This is a genomic window from Lacticaseibacillus hulanensis, from assembly GCF_004010095.1.
In the GTDB taxonomy this organism is placed as follows: Bacteria; Bacillota; Bacilli; order Lactobacillales; family Lactobacillaceae; genus Lacticaseibacillus; species Lacticaseibacillus hulanensis.
The window spans coordinates 1-20,355 of record NZ_RRYD01000043.1; the positions used below are offsets into that span (position 1 = coordinate 1).

Annotated in this window: 10 protein-coding genes; 4 read left to right on the plus strand and 6 right to left on the minus strand. The window is 52.1% G+C overall.

From position 1 onward, the window contains the following. Nucleotides 1-198: 198 nt before the first annotated feature. Nucleotides 199-1,233: an NAD(P)H-dependent flavin oxidoreductase gene (locus EKN00_RS10105; protein WP_338323186.1), complete on the minus strand. Its 1,035-nt coding sequence runs from the start codon at nt 1,231-1,233 to the stop codon at nt 199-201. A gap of 107 nt (nt 1,234-1,340) precedes the next feature. Between EKN00_RS10105 and EKN00_RS10110 the strand changes: the two genes are divergently transcribed. The 4 genes from EKN00_RS10110 to EKN00_RS10125 all read left to right on the plus strand — a co-directional run bounded on the left by EKN00_RS10110 (nt 1,341) and on the right by EKN00_RS10125 (nt 5,097). After that, nucleotides 1,341-1,937, plus strand: coding sequence for a hypothetical protein (locus EKN00_RS10110; RefSeq protein WP_127850120.1), 597 nt, complete (start codon nt 1,341-1,343; stop codon nt 1,935-1,937). 106 nt (nt 1,938-2,043) lie between these two features. Beyond that, nucleotides 2,044-2,472 carry a MarR family winged helix-turn-helix transcriptional regulator gene (locus EKN00_RS10115; RefSeq protein ID WP_127850121.1) on the plus strand — a complete coding sequence of 143 codons (429 nt, stop codon included), beginning with the start codon at nt 2,044-2,046 and terminating at the stop codon, nt 2,470-2,472. A 60-nt stretch (nt 2,473-2,532) separates the two neighbouring features. Then, on the plus strand, nt 2,533-3,876 hold the full coding sequence (locus EKN00_RS10120) for a dihydrolipoyl dehydrogenase family protein (RefSeq protein WP_127850122.1): 1,344 nt from the start codon (nt 2,533-2,535) through the stop codon (nt 3,874-3,876). 360 nt (nt 3,877-4,236) lie between these two features. Next, nucleotides 4,237-5,097: a fructosamine kinase family protein gene (locus EKN00_RS10125; protein WP_127850123.1), complete on the plus strand. Its 861-nt coding sequence runs from the start codon at nt 4,237-4,239 to the stop codon at nt 5,095-5,097. A gap of 354 nt (nt 5,098-5,451) precedes the next feature. On the opposite strand, the gene EKN00_RS10130 is transcribed toward EKN00_RS10125, so the two are convergent. The 5 genes from EKN00_RS10130 to EKN00_RS10150 form a co-directional block, all read right to left on the minus strand. Continuing rightward, nucleotides 5,452-15,660 (minus strand): mucin-binding protein, encoded by a 10,209-nt coding sequence (locus EKN00_RS10130; protein ID WP_127850124.1) that lies wholly within the window; start codon nt 15,658-15,660, stop codon nt 5,452-5,454. Between the two features lie 546 nt (nt 15,661-16,206). After that, nucleotides 16,207-16,602 (minus strand): 30S ribosomal protein S9, encoded by a 396-nt coding sequence (rpsI, locus tag EKN00_RS10135; protein WP_127850125.1) that lies wholly within the window; start codon nt 16,600-16,602, stop codon nt 16,207-16,209. 11 nt (nt 16,603-16,613) lie between these two features. Beyond that, complete coding sequence (gene rplM / locus EKN00_RS10140; RefSeq protein ID WP_127850126.1) at nt 16,614-17,060, minus strand: 50S ribosomal protein L13; 447 nt, start codon at nt 17,058-17,060, stop codon at nt 16,614-16,616. 204 nt (nt 17,061-17,264) lie between these two features. After that, entirely contained in the window at nt 17,265-18,620 is a 1,356-nt protein-coding gene (locus EKN00_RS10145) for an MFS transporter (protein WP_277749637.1), read from the minus strand. Nucleotides 18,621-18,646: 26 nt separating this feature from the next. Further along, nucleotides 18,647-20,185 (minus strand): multicopper oxidase family protein, encoded by a 1,539-nt coding sequence (locus EKN00_RS10150; protein ID WP_127850128.1) that lies wholly within the window; start codon nt 20,183-20,185, stop codon nt 18,647-18,649. Nucleotides 20,186-20,355 lie beyond the last annotated feature (170 nt).

Sequence of the window (20,355 nt, forward strand, 5' to 3'; positions counted from 1 at the left end):
AGCCGAGTTCTCCTTGTATATGATCTTGTGGTGATTTCATTGTACAAGGACTCAGGCTGTGAGTCTTTTCTATTTGGTTAATTTGTTGCACTTACATTGTAAATTCGTCAAACAAAAAAGAGCGGCAGGTTGGCGTCTTCTTGCTCGGGGATACTAGTCTGCCACTCGCTGTGTTTAAACCTTAACAGTAGTCAATAATCACTCCGCACTGGTCTTGTAATCCTGCATCATTTCTTCAACAACCGTCTGCACTGGCTGAATGGAGTGCACCATCGAAATCCCGGTCCCCACGGAGACATACCCATGCTCTAAGTCACCATCGAGCATCCCTATGCGCATACCACTGGTACCGCCCATCAGTTTCCCGTTAGTTTGCTTTGCTTCCAGCAACGGCAACTTGTTGTCATTGGCGACAAGTTCATCGCGCAGCTTTGTCGGGAGGGACCGGTAGTAATCCGGTGTTGTCCGGAACAAGCGCAGATCCTCAGCAGTTGAATCAACAATCAACTGCTTGACGTTCTCAGCCGCCGGATTTTCGACCGTTGGAATCAGCCGTGAGCCCACGTAGACACCTTCAGCACCGAGAGCGAAAGCCGCGTTCACCGTCCGCGCATCAGCAATCCCGCCAGCAAGCAACACGGGAATCTTAACAGCATCGGCAATCATCGGCATGATGGCAAAGGAGCCAATCTCACCACCGGGCATGGTGCCACCCTCATCAAAACCGGTCGCCACGTACACATCGGCCCCCTGCGCCTCAACAGCCTGCGCATCCGCAATTGATGGCTGGAGCGACCGCACCACAGTTTTAATCCCGTGCTTCTTGAGCGTCGCCATGATTTCTGGGTCAACTCCGTAAGTGGCACTGTTCACGCCGCCCAGCGAGTTGAGCAACACTGCAGGCACGTGTTCCTCAATGACCACGTCCAATATTTTCTGGGTAAAAATCGAGGTGTCGCTGGCGGCAACAATTAGGGTCACAGCAAATGGCTTATCGGTCAGCTGCTGCACCTGCTTAACCTGGTCCCGCATGCGCTTAGCGGTCTCATCGGCGCTGGCGGTGACAGTATGTTGCCCGGCGTTGGGGCCGAGGATACCGAGCCCACCGGCGTTGCTGACGGCGGCGACAAACTTGGCGTCTGTCAGCCACGACATCGCCCCCTGAACAAACGGGTACTTGATTCCTAGAATTGACGCGACACGATTCAATGTAATTACCTCACTTTTCAGTATTTAAGGTCACTATACAAGCCGTCACGGCGGGCTTCAACTGGCAATAATGGGGAAAATGTGCGTTAAGTGTCACTTAACTGGTATAATGTCCGTTAAAGAGGTGCACCATGAATAAAAATGATCTGCGTTACCGCAAAACCGAGGCCAACTTGAAGCAAGCCTATCTCGAATTACTAGTTGACCACGACTGCACGGACATCACCGTCAAGCAGTTGTGCTCGCTGGCTCAGTGCGCCCGTAACACCTTCTACCAGCATTACCTCGACCTGCCAACGCTGCGCGACCACATCATCGACCAGGTACTTGTGAACATGGCGGACGCTTTCAGTAGCCCCGAAAGCGACCTACATGCGATTGACTCCGATCAAATCAACGCGTACTGCAAAGGCATCATCGCCAGCGTGGTCAGGGAAAGACACGCACTGCAAATCCTGTTCAGCAAGGACGACGGGACCTTCCAGAAACGACTCGCCGATGTCATCTACGCGCAAGTCTTGGCTGGCGACCGCACACTTTCCCTTGTTGCTGACACCCCGCGTAACCGCATGAACACCGCGTACTTGGCATCCGCGGTTGCCGGTTTCATCGCCAGATGGCTGGCCGAGCCAACCGTCACCTCACAGATGGCGGAGCAGACACTGCAAAATATCCACCGTGCAACCATTAACACGAGTTCGGCGTATCTAGCGGGCAACGCGGATTGACGAGTGGACGTCGGCCAGTCTCCACCTTCGAACGGTTACTGTTGCAATTCCCCAACATTAGGCCTAAGCTAAAACCAATCGTGTGCGACTAATAAGGAGAATAATCATGCCGGACCATGTCCAACTAGCAAACCAGCTGTGCTTCAGCGTCTACAACGTTAACCGCCTCTTCAACAAGTTTTACCAGGAGGCACTGAAGGATTTCGACCTGACCTACCCGCAATACTTGCTGCTGACGGTGCTGTGGAACGAAGATCACCGTGAACTGCGCGATCTCGGTGACGCACTGCACCTCAGCTCCAACACTTTGACTCCGCTACTCAAGCGGCTGGAAAGTCGCGGTTGGGTCACACGGACCCACCCAGAAACCGACAAACGGCGCCTGATTGTCAGCCTGACTGCCCACGCCAAGGCACAGGAAGCCCCAATTCAGGCGGCACTGGTTAAGTGTCTGGGCCACTATGCCCTCACCATCGATGATTACCAGCAGGCGCTGGCGCTGAACCAAAAGCTCGAAGCCGGCCTCAGCAACTGAGGTCGTTTATTTTTAAAATATTAATCGTGCACGATTAAAAAAGATGGAGGTAACATTCTTATGGATTTTGATGTAATCATGATTGGTTCAGGTCATTCTACCTGGCACGCGGCCGTGGCGTTAACGCAACTCGGCAAGCACGTCGCCATCGTTGAAAAGGACCTTGTTGGTGGCACCTGTACTAACTACGGCTGCGACGCCAAGATTGCGCTAGATGGCCCATTTCAGCTGAAGGAACAACTCGCACGCTTCCAAGGTAACGGTGTCGACAACGTGCCGACAATCAACTGGCCCGACCTGATGAACTACAAGCACCAAGTCATCGACCAATTTGCACCGGCAATGACCGGACTCTTCACCAAGATGGGTATCCAGATGACCACCGGAAGTGCCAAGCTAACCGATGCACACACCGTGTCGGTTGCGGGCAAGGACTACACGAGCGAGTACATCGTGCTGGGCACGGGGCAGCGTCCAGCCACACTGAACATCCCCGGTGACGAATACATCCACGACAGCCGGGAATTCCTCGACCTGTCAGATATGCCAGAGCGCCTCGTCTTCATCGGTGCCGGCATCATCGCCATGGAATTTGCCTCCATGGCCGCCAGCATGGGCAAAGACGTCCACATCGTCGAGTTCAGCGACAAGGCCCTGGCACCGTTCAACCAGGATTACGTTGCGCGCTTGCAAAAGAAGCTCGAGCAACAGGGCGTGCACTTCCACTTTGGTGAAGCCGTGTCCGCCGTCAGCAAAACTGCGACCGGCCTCACCGTCACCACCAAGAGCGGTCTGACCATCGACACCGACTACATCCTCGGCGCAACCGGTCGTGTGGCGAACGTGGAGGGCCTCGGCCTCGAAGCCCTTGGGATTGAGGCGTCCCGCCGCGGTATCAAGGTCAACGACCACCTGCAAACGGCCGTGCCAAACATCTTCGCCAGTGGTGACGTCATCGACAAGCCCCAGGCCAAGCTGACCCCCGTGGCCATCTTCGAATCCAACTACATCGCCAGTGTCATTGCCGGGCAAACCGCACCAATCAGCTACCCCGCAATTCCAAGCGTGGTCTTCACCATGCCCCGGTTGGCCCAGGTCGGCGTCAGCATCGACACCGCCAAGGCCCACCCCGATGACTACCGCATCCAGGTTCTTAAGTACGGCGAGCAGGCCACGTTCGAATTCAAGCGCGCCCTCGACGCCGAGGCAACCCTGGTCTTCGATAAAGATGGCTACCTAGTTGGTGCCAGCCTGTACGCGGACGACGGCGAGGAGACCATTAACCTGCTCACCATGCTAATTAACGGCCGCTACACCGCGGGGATGCTGCAGCAGCAAATCTTCGCGTTCCCGAGCGCCGCTTCCGGCATCATTGATACGCTGAGCATTCTCTTGCCCCGTTAATTCTGACTACCAAATGAAAACACCTGTTGCACTAATCCTTCCGGGAGGATTAGTGCAACAGGTGTTTTTACGTAAGAACATTGGACCAATATGGTTGTCAGCGATTCAAAGCTGAAAGATTCCAAACGGCCGCAATACGTTCAACGTTTCCACAAAACCTCTCGGCGCAATCTGAAAATGCAGGGACGCGACTTAAGCTAACGGCCACCTGTTCCTACACGGCGATTGAACTAATGTGGCACAGGAAATATAGGAAAAGCACAAGCCCGACGTCCTCGCATCAACGGTGCCAAACCACATCCATTTGCAGCCAATTTTTGCGTTATCATGGAGACGAAGATTTCAGAGAGGATTGATAGCATGTTAGATAAAATGTGGCTCCAGCAGCTGCCCGTGCAGCCAGTGCAACAGGTCGTACCCGTTGGCGGCGGCGATGTTAACGCGGCCTACCGCTTGCAGGCGGCTGGCCAGACCTATTTTCTCCTCGTGCAACCGCACATGGCCGCTGATTTCTACGCTGGTGAAATTGCTGGTCTAGCCGCGTTTGCCCAGGCGGACGTGCTCGCCCCGCGGGTCTTGGGGCACGGCCAGATTAATGGGGATGCCTACTTGCTGCTTAGCTACCTAACTAGCGGTCACGGCAGCCAGGCGGACCTCGGGCGCTTGCTGGCGCATCTGCACTCCTTTACGAGTCCAGACGGTCGCTTCGGTTTTGACCAGCCCTACGCCGGCACCAGTGTCAGCTTCAGCAATGACTGGGTGGATACTTGGCAGGAACTGTTTGTGCACCAGCGACTGGATAAGCTAGCGGACCACATTGTGCAAAAGGGTTTGTGGTCGCAGCAGGAGTACGCACTTTACTCGCAGGCCCGCCAAGTGATTACCGCTGCCCTAGCGCAACACAAGAGTACGCCCGTTCTGCTGCACGGTGATTTGTGGAGCGGCAACTACATGTTTACCGCTGACGGGCGCCCGGCACTAATCGATCCGGCGGCGGTTTACGGTGACCGCGAGTTTGATATTGGCGTCACGACCGTCTTTGGCGGTTTCGGCCCCGACTTCTACGCCGCGTATCAAGATGCCTTGCCGATGGACGACGGCTGGCAGCAGCGGCTGAACTTCTACCGGCTGTATTACCTGATGGTGCACTTGGACAAGTTCGGCAGTGGCTATGCTGATGCCGTGATGGGGACACTGCAACAGGTAATTGCGCGTGAATAGAGTGAATTAAATGTGAACGATACGCTGCGGGCAGCAGGCCAAACACTGGCAGCACCTATTCAGCATCCTTGACGGCACGATTCTGGCACGATACCGGAACCGTGCCGTTTAGTATTTCCTGGCGACAGCCATATTTGCTCCGCTGGCCAAGGCTAGCCGCTGACATTGATTGACTTAGCTGGCGCGGCTACCTTCTGCCGTATACCTAGATGTTTTACGAAGCATACAAAAACTCCTTCCAGAGCTGGCAAGCTTTAATGCTTCGCTTGTCTACCCAAGAAGGAGTTTCGCTGGTAAAAATATTCGTGGCAGCTGCTTAATAAAGTAAGTTAGTCACTTTCTCGCCGCTCTAGATTAACGGTCTCGTTTGCGCCGGCGATCAGCAATCCCGAGCAGGAACATCAGCGTTGCACCGAGCCACGTGAGACTAGTGGCGTGACCGTCACCAGTCTGTGGTAACTCTCTGTGGGTCGCAGTCTGACCTTGCGCTTGCGCCGCTGCCTGTTTCTTACCAGTCGTCCGACCATTGTCCGACGTCCGCTTGATTCTGGTCGTGCCTGAATCGCCTGCTGCATCACCGGTAGTTACTCCACCAAACGTCGATGGCAACCCAGGGTGACCGGTCTCCGCGGTGGTGCTTGGCGGGGTAACATGAGTTGCTGGCTTCGTCGGTCTTGGCGCCGGAAGCTTGCTAAAGAGCACGGTGAAAATTTGGGCGTGGTCGTCATCATGATCAAACACGGCCCCGACCGTCCCATCACTCACAAGGTTGTAACCCTGGCTAATGACGGTTTGAATGGCGGTCGTAATTTGTGCGTGGTCAACTGGTGTGTCGCTCTTGCCACCAATTTGCTGGTCATGGATTAGGTGATTGCCTGACCCATCAACATAAGCCACCGTTGCCGTCTGGAGATTTGGTACGTACTCCAGCGTCGTCTCACCAGGTTCGTTTGGCACCACCTTGTTCTGGTTCTCAACTGGTGTGTAACCAGGAACGTCTGGGTAATCCGTGGTGCTGATTGGGTCACCTGGGAACCCAGTGATTTGAACTGGAGTCTTCGGTGTCAGTTGTTCACCATTAGGACCCTTAGGCACAATCGTTGTGGTCAGCTCGGCCTTTGGAATTTGGTCAAAGACCACGGTGAACTTCTGTGGCTGGTCGTCAATGTGGTCGAAGGTCGCACCAATTGTGCCGTCGCTAACCAGTACATAATTCTGGTTAATTACCTTTTGAATATTGGCTTTAATCTGACCGTGAACTACCGCTGTGTCACTGTCACCCGTGATGACTTGGTCCGGCGTAATCAACTGCTTGCCTGACTTATCAACGTAGGTCACGATTGCGGTCTGAATGTTTGGCGTGTACTCAATCGTCGTTTCGCTTGGCTCGTCTGGCACTACCTTGTTCTGGTTTTCGCTTGGTGTGTAGCCTGGAACATCTGGGTAGTCCGTCGTACTGATTGGGTCGCCTGGGAAACCAGTGATTTGAACCGGAGTCGTTGGGGTCAGTGGACCGTTTGGACCCTTTGGCACAATCGTTGTGGTCAACTCGGCCTTTGGAATTTGGTCAAAGACCACAGTGAACTTCTGCTGCTTGCCATCGTTGTGGTCGAATGTCGCTCCGACTGTACCATCAGAGACCAGGACGTAACTCTGGTTAATTACCTTTTGGATGTTCCCCGTAATCTGACTGTGAACCACCGCCGTGTCACTGTCACCAGTGATGACTTGATCAGGCGTAATCAGTTGCTTACCAGACTTATCAATGTAGGTCACGATTGCGGTCTGCGTGTTTGGCGTGTACTCAATCGTCGTTTCGCCAGGTTCGTCTGGCACTACCTTGTTCTGGTTTTCGCTTGGTGTGTAGCCTGGAACATCTGGGTAGTCCGTCGTACTGATTGGGTCACCTGGGAAACCAGTGATTTGAACTGGAGTCTTCGGTGTCAGTTGTTCACCATTAGGACCCTTAGGCACAATTGTCGTTGTCAGCTTGGCCTTAGGAACTTGGCCGAAAGTTACGGTGAATTTCTGAATGTTGTCGTCGTTGTGGTCAAACGTTGCGCCAACTGTCCGATCATCAACTAGTACGTATCCTTCGTCGATAACCTTTTGAACGTTAGCCATGAGTTGCGCGTGGTCAACAGCGGTGTCTGACTTTCCAGTGATAGTCTGGTCAGTGATTAGCCGATTACCAGACTCGTCCACGTATGTCACGATGGCTTTCTGGTCATTAGCCGTGTAATCAACCGTTGTATCGCCCGGCTCGTCTGGCACTACCTTGTTCTGGTTTTCGCTTGGTGTGTAGCCTGGAACATCTGGGTAGTCCGTCGTACTGATTGGGTCACCTGGGAACCCAGTGATTTGAACTGGAGTCGTTGGGGTCAGTGGTTCACCATTAGGACCCTTAGGCACAATCGTTGTGGTCAGCTTGGCCTTTGGAATTTGATCAAAGACCACGGTGAACTTCTGTGGCTGGTCGTCAATGTGGTCGAAGGTCGCGCCAATTGTGCCGTCGCTAACCAGTACATAATTCTGGTTAATTGCCTTTTGGATGTTGGCTTTAATCTGACTGTGAGCTACTGACGAGTCACTGTCACCAGTGATGACTTGGTCAGGAGTAATCAACTTCTGACCTGATTTGTCCACATAGGTCACTACTGCAGTCTGCGTATTCGGTGTGTACGTAATGGTAGTTTCGCCGGGTTCGTTCGGCACCACCTTGTCCTGGTCATCCCTTGGGGTGTAACCAGGAACATCCGGGTAGTCCGTCGTACTGATCGGGTCACCTGGGAAACCAGTAATTTGAACTGGAGTCGTTGGGGTCAGCGGACCGTTTGGACCCTTAGGCACAAGGGTTGTCGTCAGTTCAGCCTTAGGAACCTGACCAAAGACTACCGTGAACTTCTGCTGGTTATCATCAATGTGATCAAACGTCGCGCCAACCGTCCAATCATCAACTAGAACGTATCCTTCGTTGATAACCTTTTGAATGTTGGTCATGAGTTTTGTGTGGTCAACAGCGGTGTCTGACTTCCCAGTAATAGTTTGGTCTGGCGTAATCAGCTGCTGACCAGACTCATCTACGTAACTCACTACTGCAGTCTGCGTATTCGGCGTATACATAATCGTTGTGTCGCCGGGTTTGTTCGGCACCACCTCGTTCTGATTCTTATCAGGTGTGTAACCAGGAACGTCTGGGTAATCCGTCTCGCTGATTGGGTCACCGGGGAAACCAGTTACCTGTGCTGGCGTGGTTGGCGTCAGTGGACCGTTTGGACCCTTTGGCACAAGGGTCGTCGTTAGTTCTGCCTTAGGAACTTGGCCAAAAACCACTGTAAACCTTTGTGGCTGCTTATCGTTGTGGTCAAAGGTTGCTCCAACTGTGCCATCCTTAGTTAAAACATATCCCTGACCAATTACCTTTTGGATATTAGGCGCAATTTGGCCATGACCAACTACAGTATCGCTGTCACCTGTGATGACCTGGTCTGGTGTAATCAGCTCCTTACCAGACTCGTCTACATAAGTCACTACCGCGCTTTGCGAGTTTGGCGTGTACTCAACCGTCGTCTCACCTGGTTCGTTCGGCACCACCTTGTCCTGGTCATCCCTTGGTGTGTAACCAGGAACATCCGGGTAGTCCGTCGTACTGATTGGGTCACCTGGGAAACCAGTAATTTGAACTGGAGTCGTTGGTGTCAGCGGACCGTTTGGACCCTTTGGCACAAGGGTTGTCGTTAACTCCGCCTTGGGAACTTGGTCAAAGACCACGGTGAACTTCTGCTGCTCACCATCGTTGTGGTCGAAGGTCGCTCCGACTGTGCCGTCGCTAACCAATACATAATTCTGGTTAATTATCTTTTGGATATTATCCGTAATCTGACTGTGAACTACCGCCGTGTCACTGTCACCACTAATTGTTTGATCTGGAGTAATCAGCTGTTTACCAGACTTATCCACATAGGTCACTACTGCAGTCTGCATGTTTGGTGTGTACTCAATCGTCGTTTCACCGGGCTCATTTGGCACTAGCTTGCTCTGGTTCTTGCTTGGCGTGTAACCAGGAACATCTGGGTAGTCGGTCGCACTGATTGGGTCACCTGGGAAACCAGTAATTTGAACTGGAGTCGTTGGTGTCAGCGGACCGTTTGGACCCTTTGGCACAAGGGTTGTAGTTAGTTCTGCCTTAGGAACCTGACCGAAAGTTACAGTAAATTTCTGATTATTATCGTCATTGTGGTCAAACGTAGCGCCAACTGTCCGATCATCAACTAGTACGTACCCTTCGTTGATAATCTTTTGGATATTGAGCGTGAGCTGCGAGTGGTCAACTGTTGTATCCGACTTTCCAGTCATGGTCTGGTCAGCAATTAGCTGATTACCAGACTCGTCCACATATTTCACAATCGCGGTCTGCGAATTCGGCGTGTAGGTGATAGTTGTCTCGCCCGGCTCGTTCGGTACCTTCTTGTTCTGGTTTTCAACAGGCGTGTAACCAGGAACGTCTGGGTAATCCATTTTGCTGATGGGGTCACCTGGGAAACCAGTGACCTGTTTAGGCGTCGTTGGCTTCAACGGCTGGCTATTAGGACCCTCTGGCACAAGGGACGTCGTTAACTCTGCCTTAGGAACTTGACCAAAGACCACGGTGAACTTCTGCTGCTCACCATCGTTGTGGTCGAAGGTCGCTCCGACTGTGCCATCGCTAACCAATACATAATTATGGTTAATTATCTTTTGGATATTATCCGTAATTTGACTGTGAACTACCGCCGTGTCACTGTCACCACTAATTGTTTGATCTGGAGTAATCAGCTGCTTACCAGACTTATCCACATAGGTCACTACTGCAGTCTGCGTGTTTGGTGTGTACTCAATCGTCGTTTCACCGGGCTCGTTTGGCACTAGCTTGTTCTGATTCTTATTAGGGGTGTAACCAGGAACATCTGGGTAATCCGTCTCGCTGATTGGGTCGCCTGGGAAACCAGTTACTTGCTTAGGCGTCGTTGGGGTCAACGGCTGACCCTTAGGACCTTCTGGCACAATAGTTGTTGTGAGCTTTGCCTTTGGAACTTGGCCAAAGACTACCGTGAACTTCTGCGGCTGATTATCGTTGTGATCAAACGCTGCGCCAACCGTCCCATCCTTCGTCAAAACAAATCCCTGACCGATAACCTTTTTAATGTTTGTCGCAATTTGACCGTGATCAACTGCGGTATCACTGTCACCGGTGACTGTCTGTTCAGGAGTGATCAGCTGCTTACCGGATTCGTCTACATATTCCACAATCGCGGTCTGCGTATTTGGCGTGTAATCTACCTGTGTCTCGCCTGGCTCGTTTGGTACCTTCTTGTTCTGGTCCTCAATTGGTGTGTAACCAGGAACATCAGGGTAATCCGTCACACTGATTGGGTCACCTGGGAAGCCAGTGATTTGAACTGGGGTCGTGGGTGTCAGTGGTTCGCCATTAGGACCCTTAGGCACAATCGTCGTTGTCAGCTTGACCTTTGGAACTTGACCGAAAGTTACAGTGAATTTCTGATTTTTACCATCAATGTGGTCAAAAATTGCACCAACCGTCCGGTCATCAACTATTACGTATCCTTCATTGATAACCTTTTGGATATTGGTCATGAGTTGTGAGTGGTCAACCGCGGTGTCTGACTTCCCAGTGATAGTCTGGCCAGTAATTAGCTGATTGCCTGATTCGTCTACATAGGTCACTACTGCAGTTTGCGTATTTGGCGTGTAATCTACCTGTGTCTCGCCTGGCTCGTTTGGTACCTTCTTGTTCTGGTCCTCAATTGGTGTGTAACCAGGAACATCAGGGTAGTCCGTCGTACTGATCGGGTCACCTGGGAAACCAGTAATTTGAACTGGAGTCGTTGGTGTCAGCGGACCGTTTGGACCCTTAGGCACAAGTGGCGTCGTCAACTTGACCTTTGGAACTTGGCCAAAGACTACTGTGAATTTCTGCTGTTCACCATCCTTGTGATCAAAGGTCGCGCCAACCGTACCATCTTTAGTCAGAACATATCCCTGACCAATTACTTTTTGAATGCTCGTCGCAATCTGACTGTGACCAACTGCAGTATCACTATCCCCAGTGACAGTTTGGTCTGGGGTAATCAGTTGCTTACCGGATTCATCCACAAAGCTTACCGTAGCGGTCTGCGTATTCGGAATGTAGATGATGGTTGTCTCGCCCGGCTCGTTCGGTACCTTCTTGTCTTGGTTCTGGTTCGGATCAGGCGTGTAACCGGGAACGTCTGGGTAATCCGTGTCACTGATTGGGTCACCTGGGAACCCAGTGACCTGTTTTGGTGTCGTTGGGGTCAATGGCTGATCATTTGGCCCCTTTGGCACAAGGGTCGTCGTCAGTTCTGCCTTAGGGACCTGCCCAAAGACTACTGTAAACCTCTGTGGCTGTTTATCGTTGTGATCAAAGGTCGCTCCAACCGTGCCATCCTTAGTCAGAACATATCCCTGACCAATTACTTTTTGAATGCTCGTCGCAATCTGACTGTGACCAACTGCAGTATCACTATCCCCAGTGACAGTTTGGTCTGGGGTAATTAGTTGCTTACCGGACTCATCCACAAAGCTTACCGTAGCGGTCTGCGTATTCGGAATGTAGATGATGGTTGTCTCGCCCGGCTCGTTCGGTACCTTCTTGTCTTTGTTATGGTTCGGATCAGGCGTGTAACCAGGAACGTCTGGGTAATCCGTGTCACTGATTGGATCACCTGGGAAACCAGTAATCTGTTTTGGTGTCGTTGGGGTCAACGGCTGATCATTTGGCCCCTTTGGCACGAGGGTCGTCGTCAGTTCTGCCCTTGGATTCTGGGTAAACGTCACGGTGAACTTCTGGTCCTTGTCGTCATAGTGGTCAAACGCCGCACCAACCGTGTGATCATCAACTAGGCTGTAGCCTTGGTTGATGACCTTCTGGATGCTCGTCATGAGTTGTGTGTGGTCCACTGCGGTATCACTGTCACCGGTGATTGTCTGGTCTGGGGTAATCAACTGCTGGCCAGACTTATCAACGAAGCTTACCGTAGCGGTCTGCGTATTCGGCGTGTAGATGATGGTTGTCTCGCCCGGCTCTTTCGGTACCTTCTTGTCCTGGTTCTGGTTCGGATCAGGCGTATAACCAGGAACATCTGGGTAATCCGTGTCACTGATTGGGTCACCTGGGAAACCAGTTACCTGTTTTGGTGTCGTTGGGGTCAACGGCTGGTCATTCGGCCCCATTGGTACAAGGGTCGTCGTCAGTTCCGCCCTAGGGTTCTCGGTAAACGTCACAGTGAACTTCTGGTCCTTGTCATCATAGTGGTCAAAGGCCGCACCAACCGTCCGATCATCAACCAGGCTGTAGCCCTGGTTGATGACCTTCTGGATGCTCGTCATGAGTTGCGTGTGGTCAACTGCGGTATCACTGTCACCGGTGATTGTCTGGTCTGGGGTAATCAACTGCTGGCCAGACTTATCAACGAAGCTTACCGTAGCGGTCTGCTTCTTTGGCACGTACTTAACAATTGTGTCACCAGGTTTATTTGGCACCACTGTTGTTTGGCCTTCGTCAGGGGTGTAGCCAGGAACATCTGGGTAATCCGTTTCATTGATTGGGTCACCAGGCTTCCCGCTGAACGTCTTTGGCTCGGCTGGCGTGAGTGGCTTTCCGTCCGGTCCCTGTGGCACCAAAGTGGTAGTCACGCTGGCGTTTTCAACTGGCACCAGGACTACGACAAAAGTTTGGTTACTGTCACTATTGTGGTCAAAGGTTGCACCAATTGTCCCATCCTTAGAAACCGTGTAACCTTTGTCCATTGCGGCCTGAATGCTGGACGCAATTTGACTGTGATCAACTTTAGCGTCAGTTTTGCCAGTAATTGTCTGGCTTGGCAGCAACGTGTTGTTAGCTTGGTCGACAAAAGTGACAACTGCCGTCTGCTCGTCAGTACTGTAGGTGACGGTAACGGTGGCACTTGGCTTTCCATCAACATCAGGCGTGCTGAATGAAGCTGCCTGTACGGTGGTCTGATCTGGCGTGTATCCCGCAACTTCTGGGCTATCGATAGCCGCAACTGTACCAGCTTGCCAGTCAGAGAAAGTAACTTCCTTGGTAACGAGGTCCTCGGTTCCAGTCCGGGTCAAGTTAGCAGTTTGAGTCTGTGTCGCTGGAGTAGGCACTTTCGTCGGTGTGCTTGGATTGACGTACTTAATCACACGTGTCGCCGTTGCACTAAAGTCACTCGGCTTAGCATCGTGTGGGTCCTCGGGGGTGACGTCAGCAACGTCATGTGCCAGCTGCACAATGAAGGGCTGGTCTGCATCGTCATCACTATCAAAGACAATGCCATCCTTGGTTCCATCGCTGACTAACTTGTAGCCTTGATCAGTGTACGCTTTAATCCGCTCGGCACTGCTGTAGCTGGATGTTGTTCCTGAATCACCGGTAACGCTATCGACATCACCTAGTGTTTTGTTATTGTCCGTAACGTCTTGATAGGTAATCGTCGCGGTTTGCGTCTTGACTACCGGCGTCTTTTGGAAAATCAAAGTGACCGTTTGTGGGTCTTTAGTGAAGTCAGTGACATTGCCCTCCGTCTTCAGGTAGGTGTAGCCATCAATCGTCTTTGCCTGTGAGCTGAGCACAAATGGTGAACCCACAACCCCACCAGTAGTGGTGTCTGGTTGCAGTGTCGTGTGTCCTTCATCCTGGTACTTAACGGTGATTGTGCTCGTCGTGATTTGCTGAACGTATAAATGTTCACTGTAGGAGTATGAGGTTGTCGCCCCGGGAGCGAGCGACAGTTCCGGGGTTTCAAACTGTTCCGCCGTATCCCCATTAGACTCAAAAGACTTCCCGTTAGGCTTTCCAGTAACTGGTTCCGGTGTTAGCATATCCCCAAAACTGTCGTTACTCTCATTAGGGGTCTTGTAGTTACCAACAATCAAGGTATCGTTATCAGTCGGCGTAAAATACAATGTCAACCCGTTGTCAGATTTGGTTGCATTCGAGATAGTGGCCGACCCATCCCCATTGGAATAAATGGGAATCCCGTCCGCCTCGTCCAATGAGGTATCAACCAGCGTCCCGAACTTCACCTTACTCAAAGTAGCGGTACCATTATTTCTAATCGTGACGGTATGGTTGAAGGAACCACTAGCGTCAACTGACAGCGTTTCTGTAATCGTTAGTTGATCGGTAGCGTCTTCAGTCGTGAGTCGAAGATAAGGCGTACCATCTTCAGCGGTGCTCGTTTCGTACTTAATAGGTTCACGGTCGTGATTGGGATATGCCAATGGCTGATAGTCCTTAACACCTTTAGTTAAATCACGCATGTAATAAGCAGCTGTATCACCATTAGCGTGGGTGTAAGTGTGCTCTATTTGGTCAGCATTATCTGTCACTGTGTTATTGAATAGTGGATAACCCCACTCTTCATAGCCGGCAATTACATCGCGTCCCGGTTTAATCGTGAACGTGTAACTCTTACCATCATTTTCAACTATCCTGGAAAGCGAGATTGTTGCTGGGTCTTCTACTGTCTTCCAGGTTAACGTGTCTGCTTGCGTTGCCGAAACTGGGTCCACAGCAGTCTTAACTTCCGGGCTGGATGGTAAATTCACCACAGACGCATCATTATCTGCGGTTGAGTCAGATACTGCTGGGCCACCATCTGTCGCGCCGGTAGTTACTACCGGTGCCTCATCTGCGTTCTCGGTCTGCACTGTGCTTGCTTCGTCTGTGTTCGCGTTAGATGCAGTTGCAGCTTCATCTGTTGCTTCAGCCGTCGCCGTGTCCGCCTTGTCTGCCCTATCAGTATCCGCCGTAGCATTCTCATCGCTGGCCACGTTAGTCGCGGTCCCTACCGCATCTACAACTTCGGTAGACGTAACGGCTTTCGCATCCGCTGCCGGTTTGACCGCATCGCCACTATTTTGATTTCCAGGTGCTGCGGTTTCCTCAGCCGTGACGCTTGGGCTTGGTGCCGCTTCTTCATTCGTCTTAGCGTCTTCCGCAACACTCGTTTCATCGGCAACAAGCTTTTTGGCCTGATCATCCTGGCCGGCTTGTTCGTCGTTAGCAGGCGCGATTGACTCAGCATCCTGAGCTGCTACTTCTGAAGTCACCGGGGCCGTCTCCGCTCCAGCCTGCGCAGCATTTTCAGTCGCTGCTGGTTTGCTCGACTCTGCAGTTTGATCTTCTGCCGCGCCGGTTTGCTCAGCAGTACTTGACGCCGCACTTTCAGCAGATTCCTTCGTATCATCAATTTTAGGCGCACTCTTAGTTGTAACTAGTTTAACGACCTGCGCCGTTTTCGCTGCAACCACTTCTGGATTACCCTCTGCATTCGTCTCAGAGTTAGGAGCAGTCGCGCCGCTTGTTGCGGCTTGGGTCACGCTCTGGCCTTGAACTGCAATTGCCGCCCCAACACCAACAATTAGTGCTGTGAGCCACCGTCCTTTACCTTTGAACATTTTGACTCTGGTCGTAATCTCTGACTCTTGGCGCAGTTGATTATGCGTTGAGAGCTTACGATAATCTCCAAGCATAGTAATCCCACCTTTCACAAACTTTCAATGCAACATTTTTCGGAAGATGTAGCTAATGTCTGCTGTCTAAGCTCATAAAACTAAGAATTTGATGCCCTTAAGTTTGAACCCTCAAGGTACGCTCAAGCTCTACCGGGTGAATACCCGTGAATCAGTCCTATATTCAAAACATTCTGATATAAGCTGAATAAAATTTGTAATAGCAGAATAGCCAACTGAGCAGCATCCCCCCTACTGGTAGGATACCGTGATTAGGATGCATTGGTTCTTCAGGTTATTTAATCTGTCGTTTTCACATCTGGAAAAGCATAAGGCGTGGCTGATTGTGAAAATATACAATTTCAAGCGTTATCTTAATCTGCGGCTATTCCGCTCTGCAACAGCCCTAAAGACAAGAAAAAGACCTCCTAAAGCACGGAGGTCTTGCATGAGGATTATTATTATTTCTCAATATACTGTGCCGCAACGCCGCTAAGGCTGGCCGGACACAAAAAAACAGCCCCGCATTTCTGCAGGACTGCTCTTGTGTCGGTAATCCAAAACGAATTAACGCTTGGAGAACTGGCTTGCCTTACGGGCTTTCTTAAGACCTGGCTTCTTACGTTCCTTCATACGAGGGTCACGTGTCAGCATGCCGGCCTTCTTGAGGGCGCCACGGAAGTCAGGGTCAACGGTCAGCAGGGCACGGGCGATACCGTGACGAGTTGCGCCGGCCTGACCGGTGAAGCCACCACCATTAACGTTAACCAAAGCGTCGTACTGGCCGACGGTTTCGGTAAGGCCAAATGGCTGGGTCATGTCCAAAATCAGGTTTTCGAACGGAAGGTAGTCATGTGCATCCTTGCCGTTCATGGTAATCTTACCGGTACCGGGTACGAGACGTACGCGGGCAACGGAGTTCTTGCGGCGGCCTGTGCCGCTGTATGCTACAACGTCTGCCATGATGATCCTCCTTAGATACGGTCCTTGATGTCGAGTACTACAGGCTGCTGAGCTTCGTGCTTGTGGTCAGCACCTGCGTACACGTGCAGCTTCAGGAACTGCTGGTGACCAAGAGTGTTCTTGGTAGGCAGCATCTTCTTAACTGCATATTCGATCAAACGTTCTGGGTTGTTTTCCCGAAGGTCCCCAGCAATTTCCTGCTTAAGACCACCTGGGTGCTGGCTGTGACGGTAGTAAATCTTGTCAGTAGCCTTACGACCGGTCAGCTTGACCTTAGAAGCGTTGATAACAATGACGTTATCACCAGTATCTACGTTAGGGGTGAACGTTGGCTTGTTCTTGCCACGAAGAATAGTTGCTACGACAGATGCAAGACGACCTAGTGCAATGTCGGTTGCGTCAATGACGTACCACTTGCGTTCGATTTCACCTGGCTTAGCCAAAAATGTTGTACGCACGATGAGTTTCCTCCAAATTTCTGTGTTTGTTTGACACTTGTAAGATTTCCGGGGCTTACGTGGGGCAAACAATACCAAATGCTAGGATAACAAAATTACCGCGCTACGTCAACACGTCCAGGCGGTTCCTTACATTAATCCAAGCAAGTTTCATATTCTTTTTGTCAAATATAAAGACCAGTCTACTCCTAATATGACGGTAACTCAAGCAGCTTCTTTCCGTGGCAGACTCAGTGCTAACAGCAGACCAGCCGCGGCAATTACTGCAAACACTAGAAACGTCCAGGAAAACCCAGCCGCCTGATTGCCGAGCTGTTGTTCCATCAGCGACAAGAGCACCGTCGCCACCAGCACGCCAGCGGCACCAAATAGCTGGCGTGCCGTCGTCGTGACCGCCGTTCCGTCTGGGACCAGCTGTTTCGGTAATGCATTCGCCCCCGCCGTCACCGATGGCATCATGACAAAGGCATTGCCGGATTCGGTGCAAATTGCCAGCAGGATTGCACCTAACACGTTCAGGTGCGCCGCCAGCAATCCCAGCAGCAGGTAGCCACCTGCAATCAGGCTCATCCCCACCGTTGCCACGACCCGCGAGCCAAACCGGTCCAGCATTTTCCCACTAATCGGGTTGAGCAGGCTGAGCATCACCGCGGCAGGCACGAGCGCCAACCCGGAAACTAACGGGCTCACGTGCAGGTGGGTTTGGAGGAACAGTGGTAGCATCACCGTCGTCACGATGAGGCCCACATAGGAAATGCCGGTGAGCAGCACACTCTTACGGAACATCCCCGTTTGCAGCACCCTTAGCTGTAACATTGGTGCTTTCAGGTGCAGTTGCCGGTAAATAAACGACAGCAAAAGTGCAATGCCGACAATCAAGAAGGCCGCACCAACAACACGGCTCCCGTCCTTAGCAAGCAGGCTTAGCGCCATTAGCGTGATTGGAAAACCGGCAGAGAGACAAAACGACAGCCAGTCGAGCCCGGATTTTTGCAGCTGCAACGCCGACGTGATGGTCCATTTGGCCAGAATGAGCACAATGCAGGCAACCGCCAAAAACAGGATGAACAGCGCCCGCCAGGAAAACCACGTCAGCAACACGCCCGAGATGATTGGCCCCACCGCCAGTGCGGAACCCATGACCAATCCGGCCAGCCCCATGACCTGCCCGCGTGCGTCTAATGGCGTGATGGTAAGCAGCACCGTTTGAAAACTGGGGAAAATAATTCCGACCCCAATCGCCTCAAGCAGACGGCCGATGAGTAGCACACTGAAGGTTGGCGCCCAAACGCAAAGCAGCGTGCCCAGTGCAAAGATTCCTTCCACTATCTGAAAGAGGCGCTTGAACGGAACGTTGTGCAGCAACCAGGGACTGACGGGCATCATCAATGTCATCATGAGCATGAAGCCGGTCGTCAACCACGCCACCGTGCCGGCGTCCAGGTGAAACGCCCGCATGAACTCCGGATATGCCGTGCTCAGCGCCGATTGCGAAATCGACATGGAAAAGGTTCCGGCCAGGAGCGTCGCAACAAACGCGAGACGCCGACCACCACGCAGCTCCGGTTCATTTTTATCCGTAATGGTTACATCTCCATTCCCATCTTCTTGTATGAATCCATGCCACCCATCCAGAGTTCATCCATCGGCACACCGCGTTCGGCGCTCAGGGCCATCATCAGTTTGTCCATGGTCATGAGGTTGTAGTGTGGCCGTGGCTTGCTTGGATCGTAACTTTCAATTTGAGCCATCATCCCGCCATCTTCGTGTTCGATGATGTGACAGTGGTACATGTAGACCCCAGGCAGGTCAAACCGGACGAGCAGCCGCACCGTTTCGCCCGGGTTCACGCCAACCGTGTCCTTGTATCCGTGCTCGTTCGGGTACGGCGCCTGTCCGTTACGGCTAATAACGAGGAATTGCGTGCCGTGACAGTGGAATGGGTGAACCATGCCCCCCTCCATGTCGTTGGTATTGGTGACATCCCAGTACTGGGCCTGCCCAACCGGTTGCGTAGCGTCAATTCGGTCCATCTTGAACTTCTTACCATCCAGCGCAACCGTCTCGTCCATCCCGGACATCACAATGTGGCGCACCGGCGTATCTGGATTCACGGTTGGTGGCGTAATTTGCAGTAACTGGTCCGGCAAAACGGCGCTGTCTGGCGCAAACTCGTGAATGCGAAATTGCAGAAGCGGCACGTCATCGCTGAAGAGCGTAACCACGTCACCAGGCTTTTTATCCGCAAAATCAATAATAATCTGTGCCCGTTCAGCGCACGTCAGCATCAGCTTAGTCATGCGCACCGGCTCTGGCAAAAAGCTGCCATCCCCGGCAATCTGCGTAAACTCGTGGTCGTCATCGAGGTGCAACCGCCACTCGCGCCGGTTGGCCCCATCGAGGAAACGCAAACGTAGGCGCTGGGTGGTGACATCGAAGTACGGATTGATGGTCCCGTTCAGCATCGCTGTTGGGCCGGCCACACCGTCAGGATCATAGTCAGCACGGTAATCCCACTGATTGTTCTCGTGGAAAAGCCGGTCCTGCAAAACAACCGGAATATCATCCACGCCGTAATTGTGTGGCAATGGCAGGCTCGCCTCATGGTCATCCTGCACGTAGACAATGCCGGCAAGTCCATGCCAAACCTGTTCCGCCGTTGATGGACATGGGTGCGCGTGCAACCACGTCATTGCGGCCGGCTGGTCCAGAGTAAAGTCAATGTGCTTGGTTTCACCTGGATAAACCGGTGCGTGGCAACCACCATCAACAATCGGACCACTCACGTTGAGTCCGTGCCAGTGGAACGTCGTCAATTCGGGCAACTCATTCTTGAGGGTAACGTGTACGTGCTTCCCGACCTGATAGCGAATCGTCGGGCTAAGTAGCGTCCCGTTGTACCCCCACGTCTTGGTCTTGGCCCCCGGCAGTAGCTGTGTTTCCCCTGCCTGCGCAGTGACGGTGTAATACACGTCAGTCGCGGTCTCTTTGTCCGGCTTCAGTAACGGCGGCACATTTAGTGGCTTGAGCGGCGCCGCGGCGTTAACCTCCAGCGGGACATAACCACCATCGTGATAATCATAAGCAGCTTCATCGAAAAAATAATTGGTGTAGACCTTACTCATTGTTTGATCCTGCTATATAAAATGTGGAAGAATGTCTCTTTGACACCAATAAAGGTTTATATATTTCCTTTCTTGATTTACATTCTGCATTTCACTTAGTCCCGTCTACATTGGTATTCCCACTCCGATAGACATCTTCATGACATTGACCAACTCTTGAACTTTAAGGT

Bases quoted from the DNA above. Each gene is read 5' to 3' on its own strand.
- EKN00_RS10110 (WP_127850120.1), top strand. From the start codon at position 1,341: ATGAATAAAAATGATCTGCGTTACCGCAAAACCGAGGCCAACTTGAAG.
- EKN00_RS10115 (WP_127850121.1), top strand. From the start codon at position 2,044: ATGCCGGACCATGTCCAACTAGCAAACCAGCTGTGCTTCAGCGTCTAC.
- EKN00_RS10120 (WP_127850122.1), top strand. From the start codon at position 2,533: ATGGATTTTGATGTAATCATGATTGGTTCAGGTCATTCTACCTGGCAC.
- EKN00_RS10125 (WP_127850123.1), top strand. From the start codon at position 4,237: ATGTTAGATAAAATGTGGCTCCAGCAGCTGCCCGTGCAGCCAGTGCAA.
- EKN00_RS10130 (WP_127850124.1), bottom strand. From the start codon at position 15,660: ATGCTTGGAGATTATCGTAAGCTCTCAACGCATAATCAACTGCGCCAA.
- rpsI (WP_127850125.1), bottom strand. From the start codon at position 16,602: ATGGCAGACGTTGTAGCATACAGCGGCACAGGCCGCCGCAAGAACTCC.
- EKN00_RS10150 (WP_127850128.1), bottom strand. From the start codon at position 20,185: ATGAGTAAGGTCTACACCAATTATTTTTTCGATGAAGCTGCTTATGAT.